Source organism: Streptomyces sp. NPDC050161 (assembly GCF_044460025.1).
Classification (GTDB): Bacteria; Actinomycetota; Actinomycetes; order Streptomycetales; family Streptomycetaceae; genus Streptomyces.
The window spans coordinates 1-15,796 of sequence record NZ_JBITJM010000025.1; the positions used below are offsets into that span (position 1 = coordinate 1).

General features: G+C 71.2%; 16 protein-coding genes. 5 read left to right on the plus strand and 11 right to left on the minus strand.

The genetic code is table 11. From position 1 onward, the window contains the following. The first annotated feature begins 191 nt into the window (after positions 1 to 191). Positions 192 to 716 carry a GNAT family N-acetyltransferase gene (locus tag ACIBK8_RS30490; RefSeq protein ID WP_399045339.1) on the plus strand — a complete coding sequence of 175 codons (525 nt, stop codon included), beginning with the start codon at positions 192 to 194 and terminating at the stop codon, positions 714 to 716. A gap of 19 nt (positions 717 to 735) precedes the next feature. On the opposite strand, the gene ACIBK8_RS30495 is transcribed toward ACIBK8_RS30490, so the two are convergent. From ACIBK8_RS30495 to ACIBK8_RS30525, 7 genes are all read right to left on the minus strand, one after another. Further along, positions 736 to 2,409 carry a type VI secretion protein gene (locus tag ACIBK8_RS30495; RefSeq protein ID WP_399045341.1) on the minus strand — a complete coding sequence of 558 codons (1,674 nt, stop codon included), beginning with the start codon at positions 2,407 to 2,409 and terminating at the stop codon, positions 736 to 738. Then, complete coding sequence (locus tag ACIBK8_RS30500) at positions 2,406 to 3,875, minus strand: ATP-binding protein (protein ID WP_399045513.1); 1,470 nt, start codon at positions 3,873 to 3,875, stop codon at positions 2,406 to 2,408. The genes ACIBK8_RS30495 and ACIBK8_RS30500 overlap by 4 nt, the downstream gene beginning before the upstream one ends. A 29-nt stretch (positions 3,876 to 3,904) precedes the next feature. Beyond that, entirely contained in the window at positions 3,905 to 5,467 is a 1,563-nt protein-coding gene (locus ACIBK8_RS30505) for an SCO6880 family protein (RefSeq protein WP_399045342.1), read from the minus strand. Then, a complete protein-coding gene (locus tag ACIBK8_RS30510; protein ID WP_399045343.1) occupies positions 5,464 to 6,777 on the minus strand; it encodes a hypothetical protein in 1,314 nt (437 codons plus the stop codon). Before ACIBK8_RS30510 ends, ACIBK8_RS30505 begins: the two co-directional genes overlap by 4 nt. After that, the gene (locus tag ACIBK8_RS30515; RefSeq protein ID WP_399045344.1) at positions 6,767 to 7,624 is read right to left on the minus strand and encodes a hypothetical protein; all 858 of its coding nucleotides are present in this window, start codon (positions 7,622 to 7,624) and stop codon (positions 6,767 to 6,769) included. Before ACIBK8_RS30515 ends, ACIBK8_RS30510 begins: the two co-directional genes overlap by 11 nt. A gap of 486 nt (positions 7,625 to 8,110) precedes the next feature. Further along, a complete protein-coding gene (locus ACIBK8_RS30520) occupies positions 8,111 to 8,419 on the minus strand; it encodes a hypothetical protein (RefSeq protein ID WP_393689708.1) in 309 nt (102 codons plus the stop codon). Between the two features lie 281 nt (positions 8,420 to 8,700). Beyond that, the gene (locus ACIBK8_RS30525) at positions 8,701 to 8,823 is read right to left on the minus strand and encodes a hypothetical protein (protein WP_393689707.1); all 123 of its coding nucleotides are present in this window, start codon (positions 8,821 to 8,823) and stop codon (positions 8,701 to 8,703) included. A 278-nt stretch (positions 8,824 to 9,101) separates the two neighbouring features. On the opposite strand from ACIBK8_RS30525, the gene ACIBK8_RS30530 reads away from it, so the two are divergent. Next, positions 9,102 to 10,067 carry an NlpC/P60 family protein gene (locus ACIBK8_RS30530; RefSeq protein ID WP_393689705.1) on the plus strand — a complete coding sequence of 322 codons (966 nt, stop codon included), beginning with the start codon at positions 9,102 to 9,104 and terminating at the stop codon, positions 10,065 to 10,067. A gap of 227 nt (positions 10,068 to 10,294) precedes the next feature. Continuing rightward, positions 10,295 to 11,038 (plus strand): phosphatase PAP2 family protein, encoded by a 744-nt coding sequence (locus ACIBK8_RS30535; protein ID WP_399045346.1) that lies wholly within the window; start codon positions 10,295 to 10,297, stop codon positions 11,036 to 11,038. A 95-nt stretch (positions 11,039 to 11,133) separates the two neighbouring features. On the opposite strand, the gene ACIBK8_RS30540 is transcribed toward ACIBK8_RS30535, so the two are convergent. The 3 genes from ACIBK8_RS30540 to ACIBK8_RS30550 form a co-directional block, all read right to left on the minus strand. After that, on the minus strand, positions 11,134 to 11,508 hold the full coding sequence (locus ACIBK8_RS30540; RefSeq protein WP_399045348.1) for a hypothetical protein: 375 nt from the start codon (positions 11,506 to 11,508) through the stop codon (positions 11,134 to 11,136). A 128-nt stretch (positions 11,509 to 11,636) separates the two neighbouring features. Continuing rightward, positions 11,637 to 13,250 (minus strand): FAD-binding oxidoreductase, encoded by a 1,614-nt coding sequence (locus ACIBK8_RS30545; RefSeq protein ID WP_399045350.1) that lies wholly within the window; start codon positions 13,248 to 13,250, stop codon positions 11,637 to 11,639. 257 nt (positions 13,251 to 13,507) lie between these two features. Then, positions 13,508 to 13,762, minus strand: a complete 255-nt coding sequence (locus ACIBK8_RS30550) for a hypothetical protein (RefSeq protein WP_399045351.1) — start codon at positions 13,760 to 13,762, stop codon at positions 13,508 to 13,510. Positions 13,763 to 13,927: 165 nt separating this feature from the next. Between ACIBK8_RS30550 and ACIBK8_RS30555 the strand changes: the two genes are divergently transcribed. Together ACIBK8_RS30555 and ACIBK8_RS30560 are read left to right on the plus strand one after the other, a co-directional pair. Beyond that, complete coding sequence (locus ACIBK8_RS30555; protein ID WP_399045353.1) at positions 13,928 to 14,779, plus strand: hypothetical protein; 852 nt, start codon at positions 13,928 to 13,930, stop codon at positions 14,777 to 14,779. Between the two features lie 178 nt (positions 14,780 to 14,957). Next, on the plus strand, positions 14,958 to 15,185 hold the full coding sequence (locus ACIBK8_RS30560) for a hypothetical protein (protein WP_399045354.1): 228 nt from the start codon (positions 14,958 to 14,960) through the stop codon (positions 15,183 to 15,185). 102 nt (positions 15,186 to 15,287) lie between these two features. On the opposite strand, the gene ACIBK8_RS30565 is transcribed toward ACIBK8_RS30560, so the two are convergent. Beyond that, entirely contained in the window at positions 15,288 to 15,689 is a 402-nt protein-coding gene (locus ACIBK8_RS30565) for a metal-sensitive transcriptional regulator (protein ID WP_393689694.1), read from the minus strand. Positions 15,690 to 15,796: the final 107 nt, after the last annotated feature.

The following is a 15,796-nucleotide window of genomic DNA, read 5'->3' on the forward strand; positions in this document are numbered from 1 at the left end:
CCTTTCAGCGCCGATGGTACTGCAGAGGGGACTCTGTGGGAGAGTAGGACGCCGCCGAACAATTTTTCAGCTCCGGTTCCTGGACCTTTTGGTTCAGGAACCGGAGCTTTTTTGCGTTCCGGACCCAGCACACCCACAAGACAGGCCCGATTTCACTGGCCAGCGGGTGCGTGCGCTGCGATGCTGAGCCGATGGCGTACATGATCAGGCCGGTACAGGCGGACGAGTGGAAGCGGTTCAAGGAGCTGCGGCTGGCGGCCCTGGCCGATCCGGTGGCGCGGGTGGCGTTCCACGAGACGTTCGAGGAAGCCGCGGCCCAGCCGCCCGAGTTCTGGCAGCGGCGGGCCGAGCGGAGCGATGACGGCGGGGTGGCGCTGACGCTCATCGGGGAAGGCCCCGACGGCAGTTGGGGCGGCATGGTCGTGGTGCTGCGGGAGATGGACGGCGAGGTGCCGCAGGCCCGGATCGTCGGTGTGTACGTGCGTCCCGAGCACCGGGGGACGGGGCTGTCGCGGGAGCTGTTCGAGGCGGCGCTCAGCTGGTCGTGGGGCCTGTCGGAGCCGGCCGTCGACCGGGTGCGGCTGTGGGTGCACACGGCGAACGGGCCGGCCACCGCGCTCTACCGGGCGCTGGGCTTCGTCGAAACCGGGCGGTCCATGACCGATCCTAAGGACGCGGCGGCCATCGAGCGGGAGATGGCGCTGACGCGGTGTTAGGGCCTGCCGTCGGCCGGTGTCACGCCGGGAGGGTGGCGCGGGGCCAGCGGGCGCGGGCCTGTTCCTGGGAGCGCATCGTCGCGAGGGTCAGCAGACCGCGGTCCGGGCCCGTCGTGAGGAGGTCGGGCAGTGCGGGCAGCGGGGCCAGGGCGGCGATGTCGTCGAGTACCAGGGTGAGTGGTGGGTCGAGCCGACCGTCAGATGACCGTTCGGCCATGCGGCGGCCGTGCTCGACCACGTGCGAGAGGAGTGCGGTGAGCAGGGGCATCGCACCCGGGTCGGTGCGCGGGTCCTCCAGGGACTCGCCCACCACGTAGAGGGTTCCCCCCTCGGCGATGAATGATTCGAGAACGAGCGAATCCGGTCGGTGCGGATTGCAGGCGTCCCGGATGTGGATCGAGCCGAGGGCGCTCAGCGCGCGGCCGACCAGCTCCTTCGCCTGCTCGCGGCGGTCGGCGTATGCGGTCAGCACCGATTCGAGTTCGCCGGCCTGGCCCGCGGATGCCTGGGGGTTGGTCCGGAGGATCCGTACGGGCTCCTGGGTGGCGCCGGTGGCGTGTGCCCAGCGGTGCAGCTGCCGGAACGGGCGGCCGTCCACCTCCGCCGCGTGCAGCCAGCAGCGCAGCAGGGTCTGGGCGGCGTCGACGGCGGCGGTGTCCAGGGTGTTCGGCGGGCGTACGGGGGTGAGCAGCGCGGCGGCGCGGGCGGTGGCGACGGCGATGTCCTGGCAGCCGTCGGTGGGTGACCAGCGGAGGCGGTCCGGGGTGTCGAGGCGGTGCGTCGGGTCGTAGGCCAGGACCGGGCCGAGTTTGGCGCGGGCGTCCTTGGTCTCGGACCAGAGGGCGGGTTCGGTGGTGGCGACGATGAGCGGGCCCTCGGCGGCGGTGATCGTGGCCAGGGCCTCGGTGGTCGCCGCGGCGCGGTCGGCGCCGAATCTGACGCGGGGGACGGCAGGTCCGGCGAGCGGGGAGCCCGGGGGTGCGGGGGTGCGCTGTTCGGGGAGCGGTCCTGCCGCGGGGTCGTCCGGGTAGAGGGCGGCGAGCGCGGTCGCGGAGAGGGGAATGACGGGTACGGGGTCGGCGGGGGTGGTGGGGTCCTTGTGGAGGGCGGGGCCGCTGTCGGTGGCGGGCGGGGCCGGTGCGGGGGCCGTCGGCTGCGGTGGGGTGGCGGTCTCCTGGCCGTGGGGCGGCGTGGCGGGAGCGGCGTCCTGGGCTGCCGCCTTGCGGGCCGCTTCGCGGTCGGCCGTGTCCAGGGCCGCGCGCCGGGCCGCGGCGCGGCGGGTGCGCCGGACCGCGCGGTACCGCGTCACCGTCCCCATCGCGAAGATCGTCAGGACCAGCAGCACCATCAGCTCGCCGACCAGGATGCCCCAGAAGAGGCCGTAGCCGGAGAGCTGGGGCTTGGGGGTCTGCGGCCAGGCGGCGGCCAAGTCGTGGGGCGCGGCGACGAGATGACGCAGCGCCATGGGGGTGCCTGAGTAGCTGACGCCGTCCGGCCAGACGCCGTGGGTGAAGAGGCCGGCCAGGCCGGTGGCCGTCCAGACCAGCAGGGTCAGGCCGAGGAGGAAGGCGAGCAGGCCGATGAGGAGGGAGTCGGGGACGCCGCGTTCCCGGCCGCCGCTGCGGGGCGCGTACCGGCCGCCGTCCGGGTACCCGTTCGCTTCTCTGGGGTCCTGCTCGTAACCGCGCCTCACGCCACCGTCTCGCTCGACTCGTCCCGCATCTGACGTGCCATCGCCAGGGCTTCGGCGCGCTCCTCCGCTTCGGCGTCCGCTGCTTCTTCGATGGCGCGTGCCTCGTCCGTGGGGGTGGCCAGGGACGAGGACATCGCGGATGCCTCGGTCATCGCCCGGTCGGTGTAGACCAGCGGGCGTTCGGCTTCCGTGATGAGGTGTTTGACGACCTGGACGTTGCCGTTGACGTCCCAGACGGCGATGCCCGGTGTCAGGGTCGGGATGATCTCGACGGCCCAGCGGGGCAGGCCGAGTACCTGTCCTGTGGCGCGTGCCTCGTCGGCTTTCTGGGCGTAGATGGTGCGGGTGGAGGCCATCTTGAGGATCGCGGCGGCTTCGCGTGCGGCGGCGCCGTCGACGACGTCACTGAGGTGGTGGACGACGGCGACGAAGGACAGGCCCAGGCGGCGGCCGAACTTCAGCAGCCGTTGGAAGAGCTGGGCGACGAAGGGGGAGTTGATGATGTGCCATGCCTCTTCCACCAGGAAGATGCGCTTCTTGCGGTCGGGGCGGATCCAGGTGTGTTCGAGCCAGACGCCGACGATGGCCATCAGGATCGGCATGGCGATGGAGTTGCGGTCGATGTGCGAGAGGTCGAAGACGATCAGCGGGGCGTCGAGGTCGATGCCGGCGGTGGTCGGGCCGTCGAACATGCCGCGCAGGTCACCGTCGACGAGGCGGTCGAGGACGAGCGCCACGTCGAGGCCCCAGGCCCGGACATCGTCTATGTCGACGTTCATCGCCTCGGCGGCTTCCGCCTCCGGGTGCCGCAGCTGCTCGACGATGTCGGTGAGTACCGGCTGCCGCGGGGATCCTGACTGTTCGTCGGCTGCCGCGCCGAACTCGCCGAGCACCGTGGCGTGCGCGACCTTGAGGGCGAAGCCGGAGCGTTCGTCCAGGCCGTGGCCCATCGCGACCTCGATGATCGTGCGGAGCAGGGCGAGCTGTCCGGTGGTGGTGATCGAGGGGTCGAGGGGGTTGAGGCGGATGCCGCCGTTGAGGGCGGCGGTGGGGTCGAGGCGGATGGGGGTGATGCCCAGTTCCTCGGCGATGAGGTTCCACTCGCCGACGCCGTCCTCGCCCTGGGCGTCCAGGACGACGACCTGGCGGTCGCGGAAGCGGAGCTGGCGCAGGACGTAGGTCTTCTCCAGCGCGGACTTGCCGTTGCCGGATTCGCCGAGTACCAGCCAGTGGGGCGCGGGCAGTTGCTGGCCGTACAGCTGGAACGGGTCGTAGATGTAGCCCTTGCCGCTGTAGACCTCGCGGCCGATGATGACGCCGGAGTCGCCGAGGCCGGGGGCCGCGGTGGGCAGGTAGACGGCCTGGGCCTGTCCTGTGGAGGTGCGTACGGGCAGCCGCGTCGTCTCCACCTTCCCGAACAGGAAGCTGGTGAATGCGTCGGTGAGCGCTGCGAGCGGATCGAGCATGGCCATGACGTACGCGCCTCCCAGCGGCTTTAGCGGCGGATCCCGGTCGCGAACGGCAGGGTGTTGACGAACGCGCGGTGGTGCTCGCGGTCGCACCACTCCAGCTTGAGGTACGACTTGCCGGCGGAGGCGCGGATGGTGCGCTTGTCGCGGGCGAGCGCCTCGGGTGAGCGGGAGGAGACGGTGAGGTAGCCGACGATGTTCACTCCGGCGGCTCCGGACGCGAGGTCTTCGCCGCGCTGGTCGACGCGTCCGTGGTGGGCGACGTCGCGGGGGTCGACGACGCGGTTCATCTTCGCCGCGCGGCTGGCTTCCGCGTCGTCGTTGGTCTTCTCCGTCAGCATCCGCTCGATGGCGATCTCGGTGGGCTCCAGGTCCATGCAGACGGCGACCGTGCGGATCACGTCCGGGGTGTGCACCAGGAGGGGCGCCAGGAAGTTGACGCCCACCGGGGTCAGCGGCCACTCCTTGATCCAGGCGGTGGAGTGGCACCAGGGGGCGCGGGTGGCCGATTCGCGGGTCTTGGCCTGGAGGTAGGTCGGCTCCATCGCGTCCAGCTCGGCCGGCCAGGCGTTGCGCTTGCTCATCGCCTGGATGTGGTCGATGGGGTGGTCCGGGTCGTACATGGAGTGCACGAGGGAGGCGAGGCGGGCCTGGCCCAGGGGCTGGCGGACGCGGATGTCGGCCTCGGCGAGGCGGGCGCAGATGTCGGTCAGTTCGCGGGCCATGACGACGGCGAGGCCGGCGTCGCGGTCGAGCTTGTCGCGCGCCGGGCCGCCGCGCTGCGCGCGGGCGGCGCGGGCCATGGTGTGGGCCTCGGCGGCGAGCTCGCGGTCGTAGTGCATGCAGGCCACGAGGTAGGCGCGGTGCTGCTCGGACGAGGTGGAGACCATCGACTGGAGCTGCTCGTAGGACTCCTGGAGCCACGCGGGGGCTGACTGGTCGCCGCGCTGGGCGACGTCCTTGGCGTGTGCGTCCGGGTCGGCGGGCAGGGTGCGGGCGAGCATCTGGAGGCGGGTGACGAAGCCGTCGCCGTTGGCCACGTGCTTGAGCAGCGTCCCGAAGCGGTCGACGAGGGCTTCCTGGTCTTCGCTGTCGCGCAGGCCGACGCCGGGGCCCTCGATCTCGATGGCGGCGGTCACCGTACGGCGGTCGGCGTGCAGCAGGACGGCGATCTCGTCGGGGCCGAAGGGGGCGGCGAGCCAGTTGATGCGGCCGATGCCGGGGGGCGGGCCGATCTCGACCTCGCGGCCGTCGAGACGGACGCCGGCCTCGGCCGCGCCGGAGCGGTAGGCGGTGCCGCGCCGTACGGTCCTGCGGTAGCTGCGGTTGATCTCGAACCACTTGTAGAACGTCCGGCCCTTGTACGGGACGTAGACGACGGCCAGGCCGAGCACGGGGAAGCCGACGAGGCTCGCGATCTTCAGGGCCAGGGAGCCGATCGCCAGTCCGCACACCATGCCGATGAACGCGGCGGCGATGATCAGCGCGATCTCGCCGGTCTCGCGGTTCTTGCCGACGACGGCGTTGGGCCGGGCGCGGCCGATCAGATACGTCCGACGGGGCGCGACCGGGTGGGACTGCGTGCTCAACGCCCATCACCTCCTGCTGACTTGCCGGTGTGGGCGCCGGCGCTCGGGCCGGGGTTCGTACGGGGTGCGGGGGTGGCGGGCGCCGGGCCGCGGCCGGAGCGCGAGCTGTGCGCCGCGACGCCGCCCGCCACGCCGCCCGCGGACGACTGGCCGCCGCCCTGGGCCTGGCCGCCGCCGTCGCCCGACTTGCGGGTGCTGTGGGTCTTGATGCCCTGGGACACCAGCGCGGCGGGTGAGGAGATCATCGCGGCGGCCTGGCTGCCGTCGGTGGCGCGGCCCTTGGTCGTACGGGCGGAGACCATGTCGTCGCCGAAGCCGGGGACGAAGCGGTAGATCACCGCGCTGGCGAAGATCGCGAGGATGATGATCGCGAGGCCGGACACGACGGCGGAGAAGGCGTTGGGGCCCTCGTCGGAGGAGAGCGCGCCGGCGATGCCCAGCACGATCACGATCACCGGCTTCACCATGATCACCGCGATCATGATGCCGGCCCAGCGGCGGACGTGGCCCCACATGTTCTTGTCGACGAGCCCGGCGTACACGACGGTGCCCAGCAGCGCGCCGACGTACAGCAGCGCGGCCCTGACCACCAGTTCGAGCCAGAGCACGCCCGCGGCCAGCACGGACACCAGCGAGACGACGATCAGCATGATCGGGCCGCCGCCGATGTCGGTGCCCTTGGTCAGCGCCTCGGAGAACGCGCCGAAGAACGTGTCGGTCTTCGCGCCTGTGCCCTTCGCGATGATCTCGGTGATGCCGTCGGTCGCCGAGACGACGGTGTAGAGGATCAGGGGCGTGAAGGCGGACGCGAGCACGGTCAGCCAGAGGAATCCGACGGCCTCGCCGATCGCTTCCGTGAGCCGCACCCCGCGCACCGCGCGCTTGGCGACGGCGAGCAGCCACAGCACCAGCGTGAGCACCGTCGACGCGGCGAACACGACGGCGTACTGGCGCAGGAACGCGGTGTTGGTGAAGTCCACCTGCGACGTCGACTTCACGGCGTCGGCCAGCTTGTCGACGATCCAGGCGGCGGCCTTGGCGCAGCCCTGGGCGAGGGAGGAGAGGGGGTCGAGGGGGTTGTTGTCGGTGAGGCTGGGGGTTTTGGGGGTGCCGGCGCCGGCTTTGTCGCCGGACTGGCAGAACTCCTTGGCCTGGCCGGGTACGAGCTGGCAGGGGTCGTCGCTCGCGCCGGGTGACGGGGTGGGGCCCGGCGCTGCCATCGCGCGGGTGGCCAGCATGAAGACCGTGGTCTGCAGGCCCACCAGCAGGGCGGTGACGGTGCGGGCGCGGCTTGGCCGGCTACCGGGCATAGGTGAACCCTCCGTACTGCTTGACCGCATCCGTGATCTGGTCTGCGCCGGACGTCTTGTTGTCGCCGTTGACCGGGGCGGGGCCGTCCTCCCGGGAGAAGCCCTCGACCTTCCAGTCCCCGGCGGCCCACTTCAGGTGCAGGTGCGTGGTGAACCAGTCGGTCGTCACGGGGGTCGTCGACTTCGCGCCCGCGGTACCGAAGAGGCCCGTGCACCACACTTCGAGGTTGGCGGTGTCGCCGTCGAGCTTGACGAGCTTGGTGCCGACGGGGACGGTGCGGGAGATGTAGGTCATGCCCTTGGCGGCGTTGCCGTTCGCGTCGAGGCCGAGCTTCTTGAGGAAGCCGGTCGAGTACGTCGCGTCGAGTTTGCTCTGCATGCCGGCGGCCTGGGCGGGCGCGAAGACCTGCTTGACGATCGTGTGCCGCGCGGTGGGCTTGAACATGTCGGCCGACCCCAGCGCCACCGCGTAGTTCGCCGCCGCCGACTGCGCGCCCTGTGCCGTCTTGGCGAAGCCGGCGGCGATGGTGCCGTTCTTGCCGTCGACCGGTTTGGTGCCGGTGGGGGCGGTGGACCGGGCGGCGGGGGCGCCGGCCGGGCCCGGGGCGTCGGCGGCGGTGTCCTGGCTGCCGGATGCGCCGCCGCTGCGGTTGGCGAAGGCGATGGCGGCGATCAGCAGGACCACCACGCCGACGATCGTGACGAGATTACGGCTCGACAGGCCGCCCCGTGGCCGTCGCCCCGAGCCGTAGGTGTCGCCCTCGCCGTCCGGAAGTCTGGTGCGGGTCTGGCCCGCGGGACTGCTGTAGTCGCCGCCGCCGTAGCCGCCGTCATCGCCGATACTCATCGCGCCCGTGCCCCCTCAACCGCCATTGCCGTGTCCGCCGTAGTTGTGCCGCCCCCATATGACCGTAGCCGCGTGGGTGGCGGCGTGGGTGCGGTGGTACGAGTACATCTCACCGTGACGGGTCCTCAGATGCCGGGCCGCAGAGGCGAATGGGGGACTCCGTGGCATTTGTACCCATCGCGTGCTCCATGTCCGTGGGGGTCGGCCGTCGCCTACTTCTCTCCGGAGCGACCTGTCCCCACGCGGCGGGCAGCCCAACCGGACCGCTGGTCGCGGCGGTGTTCGGACGCGGGGGCGGTTCGTTCGGGCCGGGTTGAGCAGGCGTCAGCATGGGGCCTCGGCTGAGGAGGTGGGGCCGGTCGGGGGGTGGACGGAGGCATCGGGGCGGCGGAGGGGCGGCGGGTGGGGGCGCACGGTGGCGGCGCCGGGACGGGTGCGCCCGGGACCGCGCGGCAGCCGGTGTGCGGCGCGGTCGCGTGGGTGCGGTCAGACCGCCATGCCGTAGACGATGGTGAAGAGCGTCCCCAGGGAGCCGATGATGAAGACTCCGGTGAGGCCGGCGACGATCAGGCCCTTGCCCTGTTCGGCGCTGAAGGTGTCGCGGAGCGCGGTGGCGCCGATGCGCTGTTTCGCGGCGCCCCAGATCGCGATGCCGAGGCACAGCAGGATGGCGATCGCCATGATCACCTCGACCATCACGCGGGCTTCGTTGCCCAGGCTCCCGAACGGGCCCCAGTCCGGGGCGATTCCGCCGATGATGGTGGTGATGTCGCCCTTTTCGGCCGCAATGAACATTTGTGAACTCACCGCCCCTTATGGGTAGTTGTGGCCCCGTGCCGTACGGTGCGAGGCAGTGTCTATCTTCGCCGACCATCTTCGCCGACGAAGGCACCATCGGATGTCGACTTGACGGCTTTCTTTTGCGGATCCCGTGGGGGTGGCGTGAGGATCGGCCCGCACGTTGTCCACCGGACCTATTAGTCTCACTGTGTGTATCACGTACGGTAACCGTGGGCAATGATCATCGGGGGGATCCGGGAGGCTGTCCGAAACCCCGCGCCGCGCGGGGGTCGCCGCTACTTGGGCGCGTGGGACATCGCGAAGACCATGAGGAGCGCGACGAGGTGGATCGCGAAGAGAAAGTACGCGACCCGCCACCACAGGTGCTTGTTGAGCTGCTTCTGGTTGTTGGGGTCCATGGTGTCCCGTCCTCGGTGTCAGCCCAGTGTCGCGCACCGCGGGGTGGTCGCGCGACGGGGCCTGGCGGGGCGGCGTACGGAGCGGCCGGTTCCGGTGCGGGGCTTCGGGTGGCGGGCCGGTGTGGGTACTGTGCGAGCGCCCCCTGCGCTGTTCCGTGCGCCGCTGTGCGGCGGGAACTCACGGGTGTACGGGGGAAAGGGCGGTGAACCGGGGCCGGATGGGGGAGGGTTGAGGGGTGCGTAAATTCTGGATTGCCGGTGGGATAGGGGCAGGGCTGATGCTCTGTCTTGTCGCGCTGCTCGTGGTCGGGACGTACACGGCCGCGGCGGGGATGGTGAGCGCGGCGGGCGGCCGGGCGGCCGGACTCGCCAAGGGCGCGGTGCCGGCCGCGTATCAGTCGCTGGTGCAGAAGTGGGGCACGCTGTGCCCGGCCATCAGCCCTTCGCTGCTCGCGGCGCAGCTCTATCAGGAGAGCGGCTGGAACCCCAAGGCGCAGAGCCCGGCCGCCGCGCAGGGCATCGCGCAGTTCATCCCGGGGACGTGGCAGACGCACGGCATCGACGGGAACGGCGACGGCAAGAAGGACGTCTGGGATCCGGAAGATGCCATTCCGTCGGCGGCCTCGTACGACTGCGAGCTGGCGAAGTACGTGAAGGACGCGCCGGGTGACGCCACCCACAACATGCTCGCCGCGTACAACGCGGGGGCGTACCGCGTGATCCAGTACAACGGCGTGCCGCCGTACGGCGAGACGCAGAACTACGTGAAGACGATCACGACGCTGGCGAAGAGCTTCGAGGCGCCGGTGGGACGGGTCGCGCCGTCGAAGCAGGCCGCGTCCGCGATCTACTACGCGCAGGAGAAACTCGGCACGCCGTATCTCTGGGGCGGTACGGGCACCTCAGGGCAGAACGGGCGGTTCGACTGCTCCGGTCTGACGCAGGCCGCGTACCGCACGGTCGGGGTCGAGCTGCCGCGGGTGGCGAACGACCAGTGGAACGCCGGGCCGCACCCGAAGCGCGACGAACTGCTCCCCGGCGACCTGGTGTTCTTCGCGAACGATCTGACGGACCCGCGGTCCATCCACCACGTGGGGATCTACGTGGGGGGTGGATACATGATCAACGCGCCGCACACCGGTGCCGTCATCCGGTTCGACAAGATCGATGCGCCGGACTACATGGGGGCGACCCGCGTCACGTCGGATGGCGCAAAAGCACTGCCGAACGCGAACGCTGCGTGAACATAAGGCCCTGAACTGCGGTGACGAGTCAAGCTTGGATAACAGGCTGGTGATCATCCGGTAGAGAGTGGAACGCCCGCGACGGCAGGCGCGTTTTCCTGTCGTGGGATACAGCAGGCGTGACCCGCGCGTTCGGCGCGGTGACATGGCGGCAAGGCTCGACGACCACGGGGGTTGGCGGCAGACACACGGCGCTCACGCGCGCGGAAGATAAGGGGCCATGGCAGATGGCTGTACTCGCATTCGAGGGGCCGAACCCCGATGTCGACGTACTCGACGGCATCAACGGCCTCGCGAAGGACGCCCCGCACTGGGTCAACCGCGCGATGGAGTACCTCGGCGAATACGGCATCATCGCCGGCCTCGCCGTGCTGTGTCTGGTCGCCTGGTGGGCCGCGCGCCGCAGGCCCGGCGCGCCGGCCGCCGTCGCCGGTCTGGTGTGGGCGCCGCTGGCCGCCGGTCTCGCGCTGCTGGTCAACATTCCGATCCGGGCGTTCGTCGAGCGTCCGCGGCCGTTCATGGACCACGCCGGGATGGCGGTGCTGATCCCGGGCAAGAGCGACTTCTCGTTCGTCAGTGATCACGCGACGCTGACGATGGCGGTCGGCGTCGGCCTGTTCATCGCCCACCGCAAGTACGGGCTGATCGGGATCGGCCTGGCGCTGCTGGAAGGGTTCTGCCGCGTCTACATGGGGGTGCACTACCCGACGGACGTGATCGGCGGGTTCGCGCTGGGCACCGCCGTCGCGCTGCTGCTCGCGCCGCCCGCGCAGGCGCTGTTGGTCCCGCTGATGGCCCGGCTCGGGCGGTCGCGGGCCGGCCGGCTGGTGCGGGCGCCCGGGGTGCCGGAGACGGCGGACGGGCGCGAGGCCGGGGTGGCGGAGCCCGATGAGGTGCCCGGCGGTCTGGCGATGGCCACCGGGGCGGCGCTGCCGCGGCGCGAGGGGCGGGACAGCGACCTGGCCGCGTGAGCGGTGGTCAGTTGGCCGCAGCGGAAAGGCCCGGTCCCTTCGGGGGGCCGGGCCTTCGCCTTTTCGGAGAGTTTCTCCGACAGTTATTCAGAGGGTTACAGGGTGCCCCAGACAATCGCCCCGTCGCTGCCCTTGACGGGCTTCTTTCCCTTTGCCAGACGCAGCTGGAGGGAGAAGCGCTTACCGTCGTTCAGACGGCTCAGCGGGTGGTAGGTCTGGCACTTTCCCTTTCCCTTTTTCATGATGTATCCGTTGCTGTTCCAGTCGTCCTCGATAACCGCCACGACGCTGTATCCGTCGGCCGCGGTGTCGCACACCTTGAGCGTGTTGGCCGAGTTGTTGTACGTGGCGTATCCGCGGTTGATGACGTGCGGGTGGGCCGTGTAGCTCACTGCGTACGCGGGCACGGTGGCCAGCGCGGATACGGCGCCGGCGGTGAGCAGGGTCGTGATGATTCGGGCAGGACGCATGTATTTCCCCGTGTGTCTTGCATTCGCCGTGCGAATGGTGATGTGCAGCCCGGAATTCTAGCAGGAGGCGTGTGGCGGTGGCTTGTTGAGGGCCTTCCTGTTCCTCCCGGTGCATTCCGGGTGATGCGTCACAGTGCCTGCGGAAACGTGCTGAAGAGCCGCTGCGGGTCGTAGGTCTGCTTGACCTTGTCCAGGCGGGCGGCGGCCGGTCCGAAGTACGCGGATTTCCAGTCGGTGAGGGCCGCGTCGGTGTAGTTCTGGTAGGCGGCGCCCGATGCGTGACGGCGCATCGCGCCGTGGAAGGCGTCGAGCCAGGCGGTGCGGCTCCCGGACGAGCCGCCGGCCGGCCAGGACGCCAGGTACTGGGCGAGGAACCGCGAACCGCGGTGCACGAACGCGGTGTCGGTGCGGCCGACGCGGTTGATCGCGCCGCCCAGCGCGGTCAGCGCGATGTTGCCGTTGACGCCCTTGTGGCCCGCGCTCTCGATCTGGCTCAGCACGGTCTGGATGCCGGACGCCGACAGTGAGCGGTCGAAGAAGTGCGAGCGGGCCGCGTACGTCTCGCGGCCCAGCTGGCCGGCGCCGGTGTGGCCGGGCAGCGCGCCCGGCATGTGGCACTGCGCGGCGGACTTGGACGAGCAGCCGGCGTACGCCTCCATCGCGTCCAGGTGGTCGATGGGGGTGAGGTGCACGCTGGTGGCGGGACCGGGGCCGCCCGGCTGGTCGGCGAGCTTGTCGACGGCGTTCTGCAGGTCGCGGTAGCTGCCGAGGGAGAACGCGGCGACGGCGACGACGGGGGTGCCGCCCGGCCGCGCGTCGAGATGGCAGGCGGACCATATCTCGTCGGCCTGTACCGGGCCCCACTTCTGCCAGGAGCCCAGCACCTTGGCCGCCTTGGCCCACGGCCAGGTCATGTACGCCATGACGGAGCGCGGCGCCGGGTGGGTGCGGAAGCGGAGTTCGGTGACCACGCCGAAGTTGCCGTTGCCCGCGCCGCGCAGCGCCCAGAAGAGGTCCGGGTGGCGGGACTTGTCGCAGTCGACGGTCTTGCCGTCGGCGGTGACGAGGGTGGCGCCGACGAGGCTGTCGCAGGTCAGGCCGTAGGCGCGGGAGGTCACGCCGTGGCCGCCGCCGAGGGTGAGTCCCGAGATGGCGACCGTGGGGCAGGAGCCGCCGGGAACGGTGACGCCGTGCGCGCCCAGGCCCTGGTAGACGTCGATGAGCTTGGCGCCGGCGCCTATCCGGGTGGTGCCGGCGGACGGCGCGGAGACCTTGGAGAGCGCGGAGACGTCGATGATGAGCTTGCCGTTGCCGCTGGAGTAGCCCGCGTAGGAGTGGCCGCCGCTGCGGATGGCGACCGGGGTGTTGTAGCGGCGGGCGAAGGCGAGGCAGGCGGCGATGTCCGACGGATGCTCGACGTAGGCGACGGCGGACGGCTTCAGTCCGTCGTAGCGGGTGTTGTAGAGGCGGCGGGCGGTGGCGTACGCGGCGTCGGACGCGCGGATGAGCGTGCCGTCCAGGTCCTTGGACAGTGCGCTCCAACTCGCCTTGGTGGCAGGTGACTTGGCGGTCTGGGCGGCGCCGGACGCGGTGCTGGTGTTCAGTGCGCCCGCACCCCCTGCGGCCGTGCCCGAACCGGCGGGGGAAGCGCCCGCCGTGCCCTTGGTGCTGTCGCAACCGGTCATGGCGACCGAAGCTACCGCGAGGCCGCCGCCGGTTTGCAGGAGTGTGCGCCGCTTCACTGGGATGTCCCCCTTGTTGTCGTGCCGTCCGGCCACCGGCCCGGCCGGCGGTCACGGGGCATCTCGCCGGGTGGCCGCTGCGGTACGCCTTCCCCTGCCGAGGCTCTGGGGAGGCGCTCTCGGGTGTCCCCGGAGGCGGGTCTCCGGGGGCGTGCGAGTCCGTCGGCGCCCGGTCTGCTGGCTTGTCGTCTCTTTACCCAGATGCGGCACGGGCGTTGGGGGTTCCCGGCCTGGAGGGACTCGTTCCGGAAAGCCGCTCAGGCGGGGGGCGATCCCTCGGCGGTCAGATGGCGTTCGGCGTCCGTGCGGGCCTGCGAGCGGGCCCGGCGGGCCGCACCGCGCCAGCCGCAGGTGCAGCTCGCCAGGATGAAGGAGCCGCGTTCGGCGGTGGAGGTGTGGTGCTGCGCCGGGGCCCGGGTGTCGTCCGGCGCGCGGGAGGGGCAGGGGACGGGCCGGGGCGCGGTGCCAGGTGCGGTGCCTGACGGTGGGTGCTGTGGGGCGCGGTCGGTCACCCCGCCACGCTACGCGCCCTGGGGTGACGCCCGCGTGACGGGCCCTTCGAACGGTCGTTGAACGGGGCGGTCGGTACCACGCGCGACCGTCCGGAGCGGGGCGGTCCGGCTCTGGCGTCCCGGGCCGATCGCCCATGACACAGCGGCCGAAGGGGCTCGTACGCGATGGTGGTGCAGGGCAGGCGAGGCAGAGGGGCGGCCTTCGCGGCCGTGGCGTGCGGGGCGGTTCTGGCGGGTGCGCTGACGGCGGGCTGTTCACCGGACGGGGTGGCCGCCGACGATCTGCCGCCGACCGGATCGGCCGTCGATGAGGTGCGGCGCACCGCCGACGCGCTGCTGCGGGCCGGCGGCGCGCGGATCAGGTCGACGATGGAGACGGTGAGCGGCGGCACCCGCGTCGCGATCCGCGGCACCGGCGGCTACGACTTCCGTGCGGGCAGGGGGGAGTTGGAGCTGGTGCTGCCCGATCCCGCGGGGGAGCGCGGCGGGCCGCGACCGCCGGTCACGGAGATCATCGCGCCCGGCGTGCTGTACATGAAGAACCGCGGGGCGGGGGTGCCGGCCGACAAGTGGGTGCGGGTCGACTCCACGTCGCTGGCGGACGGCAACCTGGTCACCGGCGGCGCCACCGATCCGCTGACCGCCGCCGAACTGCTGCGCGGCGCAGGGCAGGTGACGTATCGGGGCGCTCAGCGGCTGGACGGGGTCGCGGTGCGGCACTACAGCGGGACGACGGACATCGGGGCGGCGGCGGGGGTCGCGTCGGCGCGTACGAAGCCCGCGTTGACGGCGGCGGAGAAAGGGTTCACCACGCGCCGGGTGCCGTTCGACGCGTATCTGGACGAGGCCGGACGGCTGCGCAAGGTGCGGCAGAGCTATCACTTCGCCAATGGGTCGGCGAAGGGGGCATCGGTGACGTCCACCACTCAACTCGGTGATTTCGGGAGGAAAGCCGTGGTGGAGCTGCCCGAGCGGGGTGACATCTACGCGGGGAAGATCGCGGCGACCGGGCGGTAGCCGTCGGGGCGTCCGCAATTCCCTTTTCGACCGTCGCTTTTCGGCCGTCCGCGGGCCAACTCCGGTGCGGGCGCCGGGGCCTGGTGGGCCGGTGACGGATGCCCTTGCCCGGTGGCGGAAATGGTCCTTCCGTGCCATGCGCCGCGTGTGCATCCCTCCCTACGCTGGACGGCGGCAGATGAGCAGGCGCTCGAAGGAGGAGGTGGAGTCCATGGCCGTGACCCGTAATGCGGGGGTCCAGGACCACGTAGCCCTCGTCGAGATCGACCTGGCCGGGGAGTTGATGATCGCCGCGGCTGCCGCGAGCGAGGACCGGCTGAGCCGGGACCGTATCGACGAACTGCTGGACGTGGGCTGCTGCGGGCGGCGGGCCCGGCAGGGTGGATGGCCGGCGGGGCAGAGTTGACGGCGGGGGGCGTACGCGGGGCGTACGGGTGGCGGCCGGTGCGGCGCGCGGGCCGTCGGGGCACGGGATTCCTGGGCTGAGGGCCCGGTCGTGCGGACGGTGTCAGGTCCGCAGCATCCGCTCGATGGCCTTCGTCGCCTCCTGGACCTTGGCGTCGATCGCCTCGGGGCCCTTCACCGCGGCGTCGGCGACGCAGTGCCGCAGATGCTCTTGCAGGAGTTGGAGCCCGAAGGACTGGAGGCCCTTCGTGCTCGCCGAGACCTGGGTGAGTATGTCGATGCAGTAGACATCCTCTTCGAGCATGCGCTGGAGGCCGCGGATCTGGCCCTCGATACGGCGCAACCGCTTGAGGTGGGCCTCTTTTTGCTGGGCGTAGCCGTGAATACCGCGATCATGATCGGTCACGGCATTCGGGTCGCCCTGGGGGGCGGTTTTCGGCTCGGGGCTGTGGTCGGCCGCGGCGGCTGCGGTGGTGCCGTTGGTGTCGGCGTCCGTGGTCGTCATGGCCGTCTCCCGTGGTATCTCAGCGATTCATATACCCCTGGTGGGTATATGGTACCGAATTTTGCGGGCACCCGAGGTACCCCGTGCAGAGCATGCTGCCCGATGGG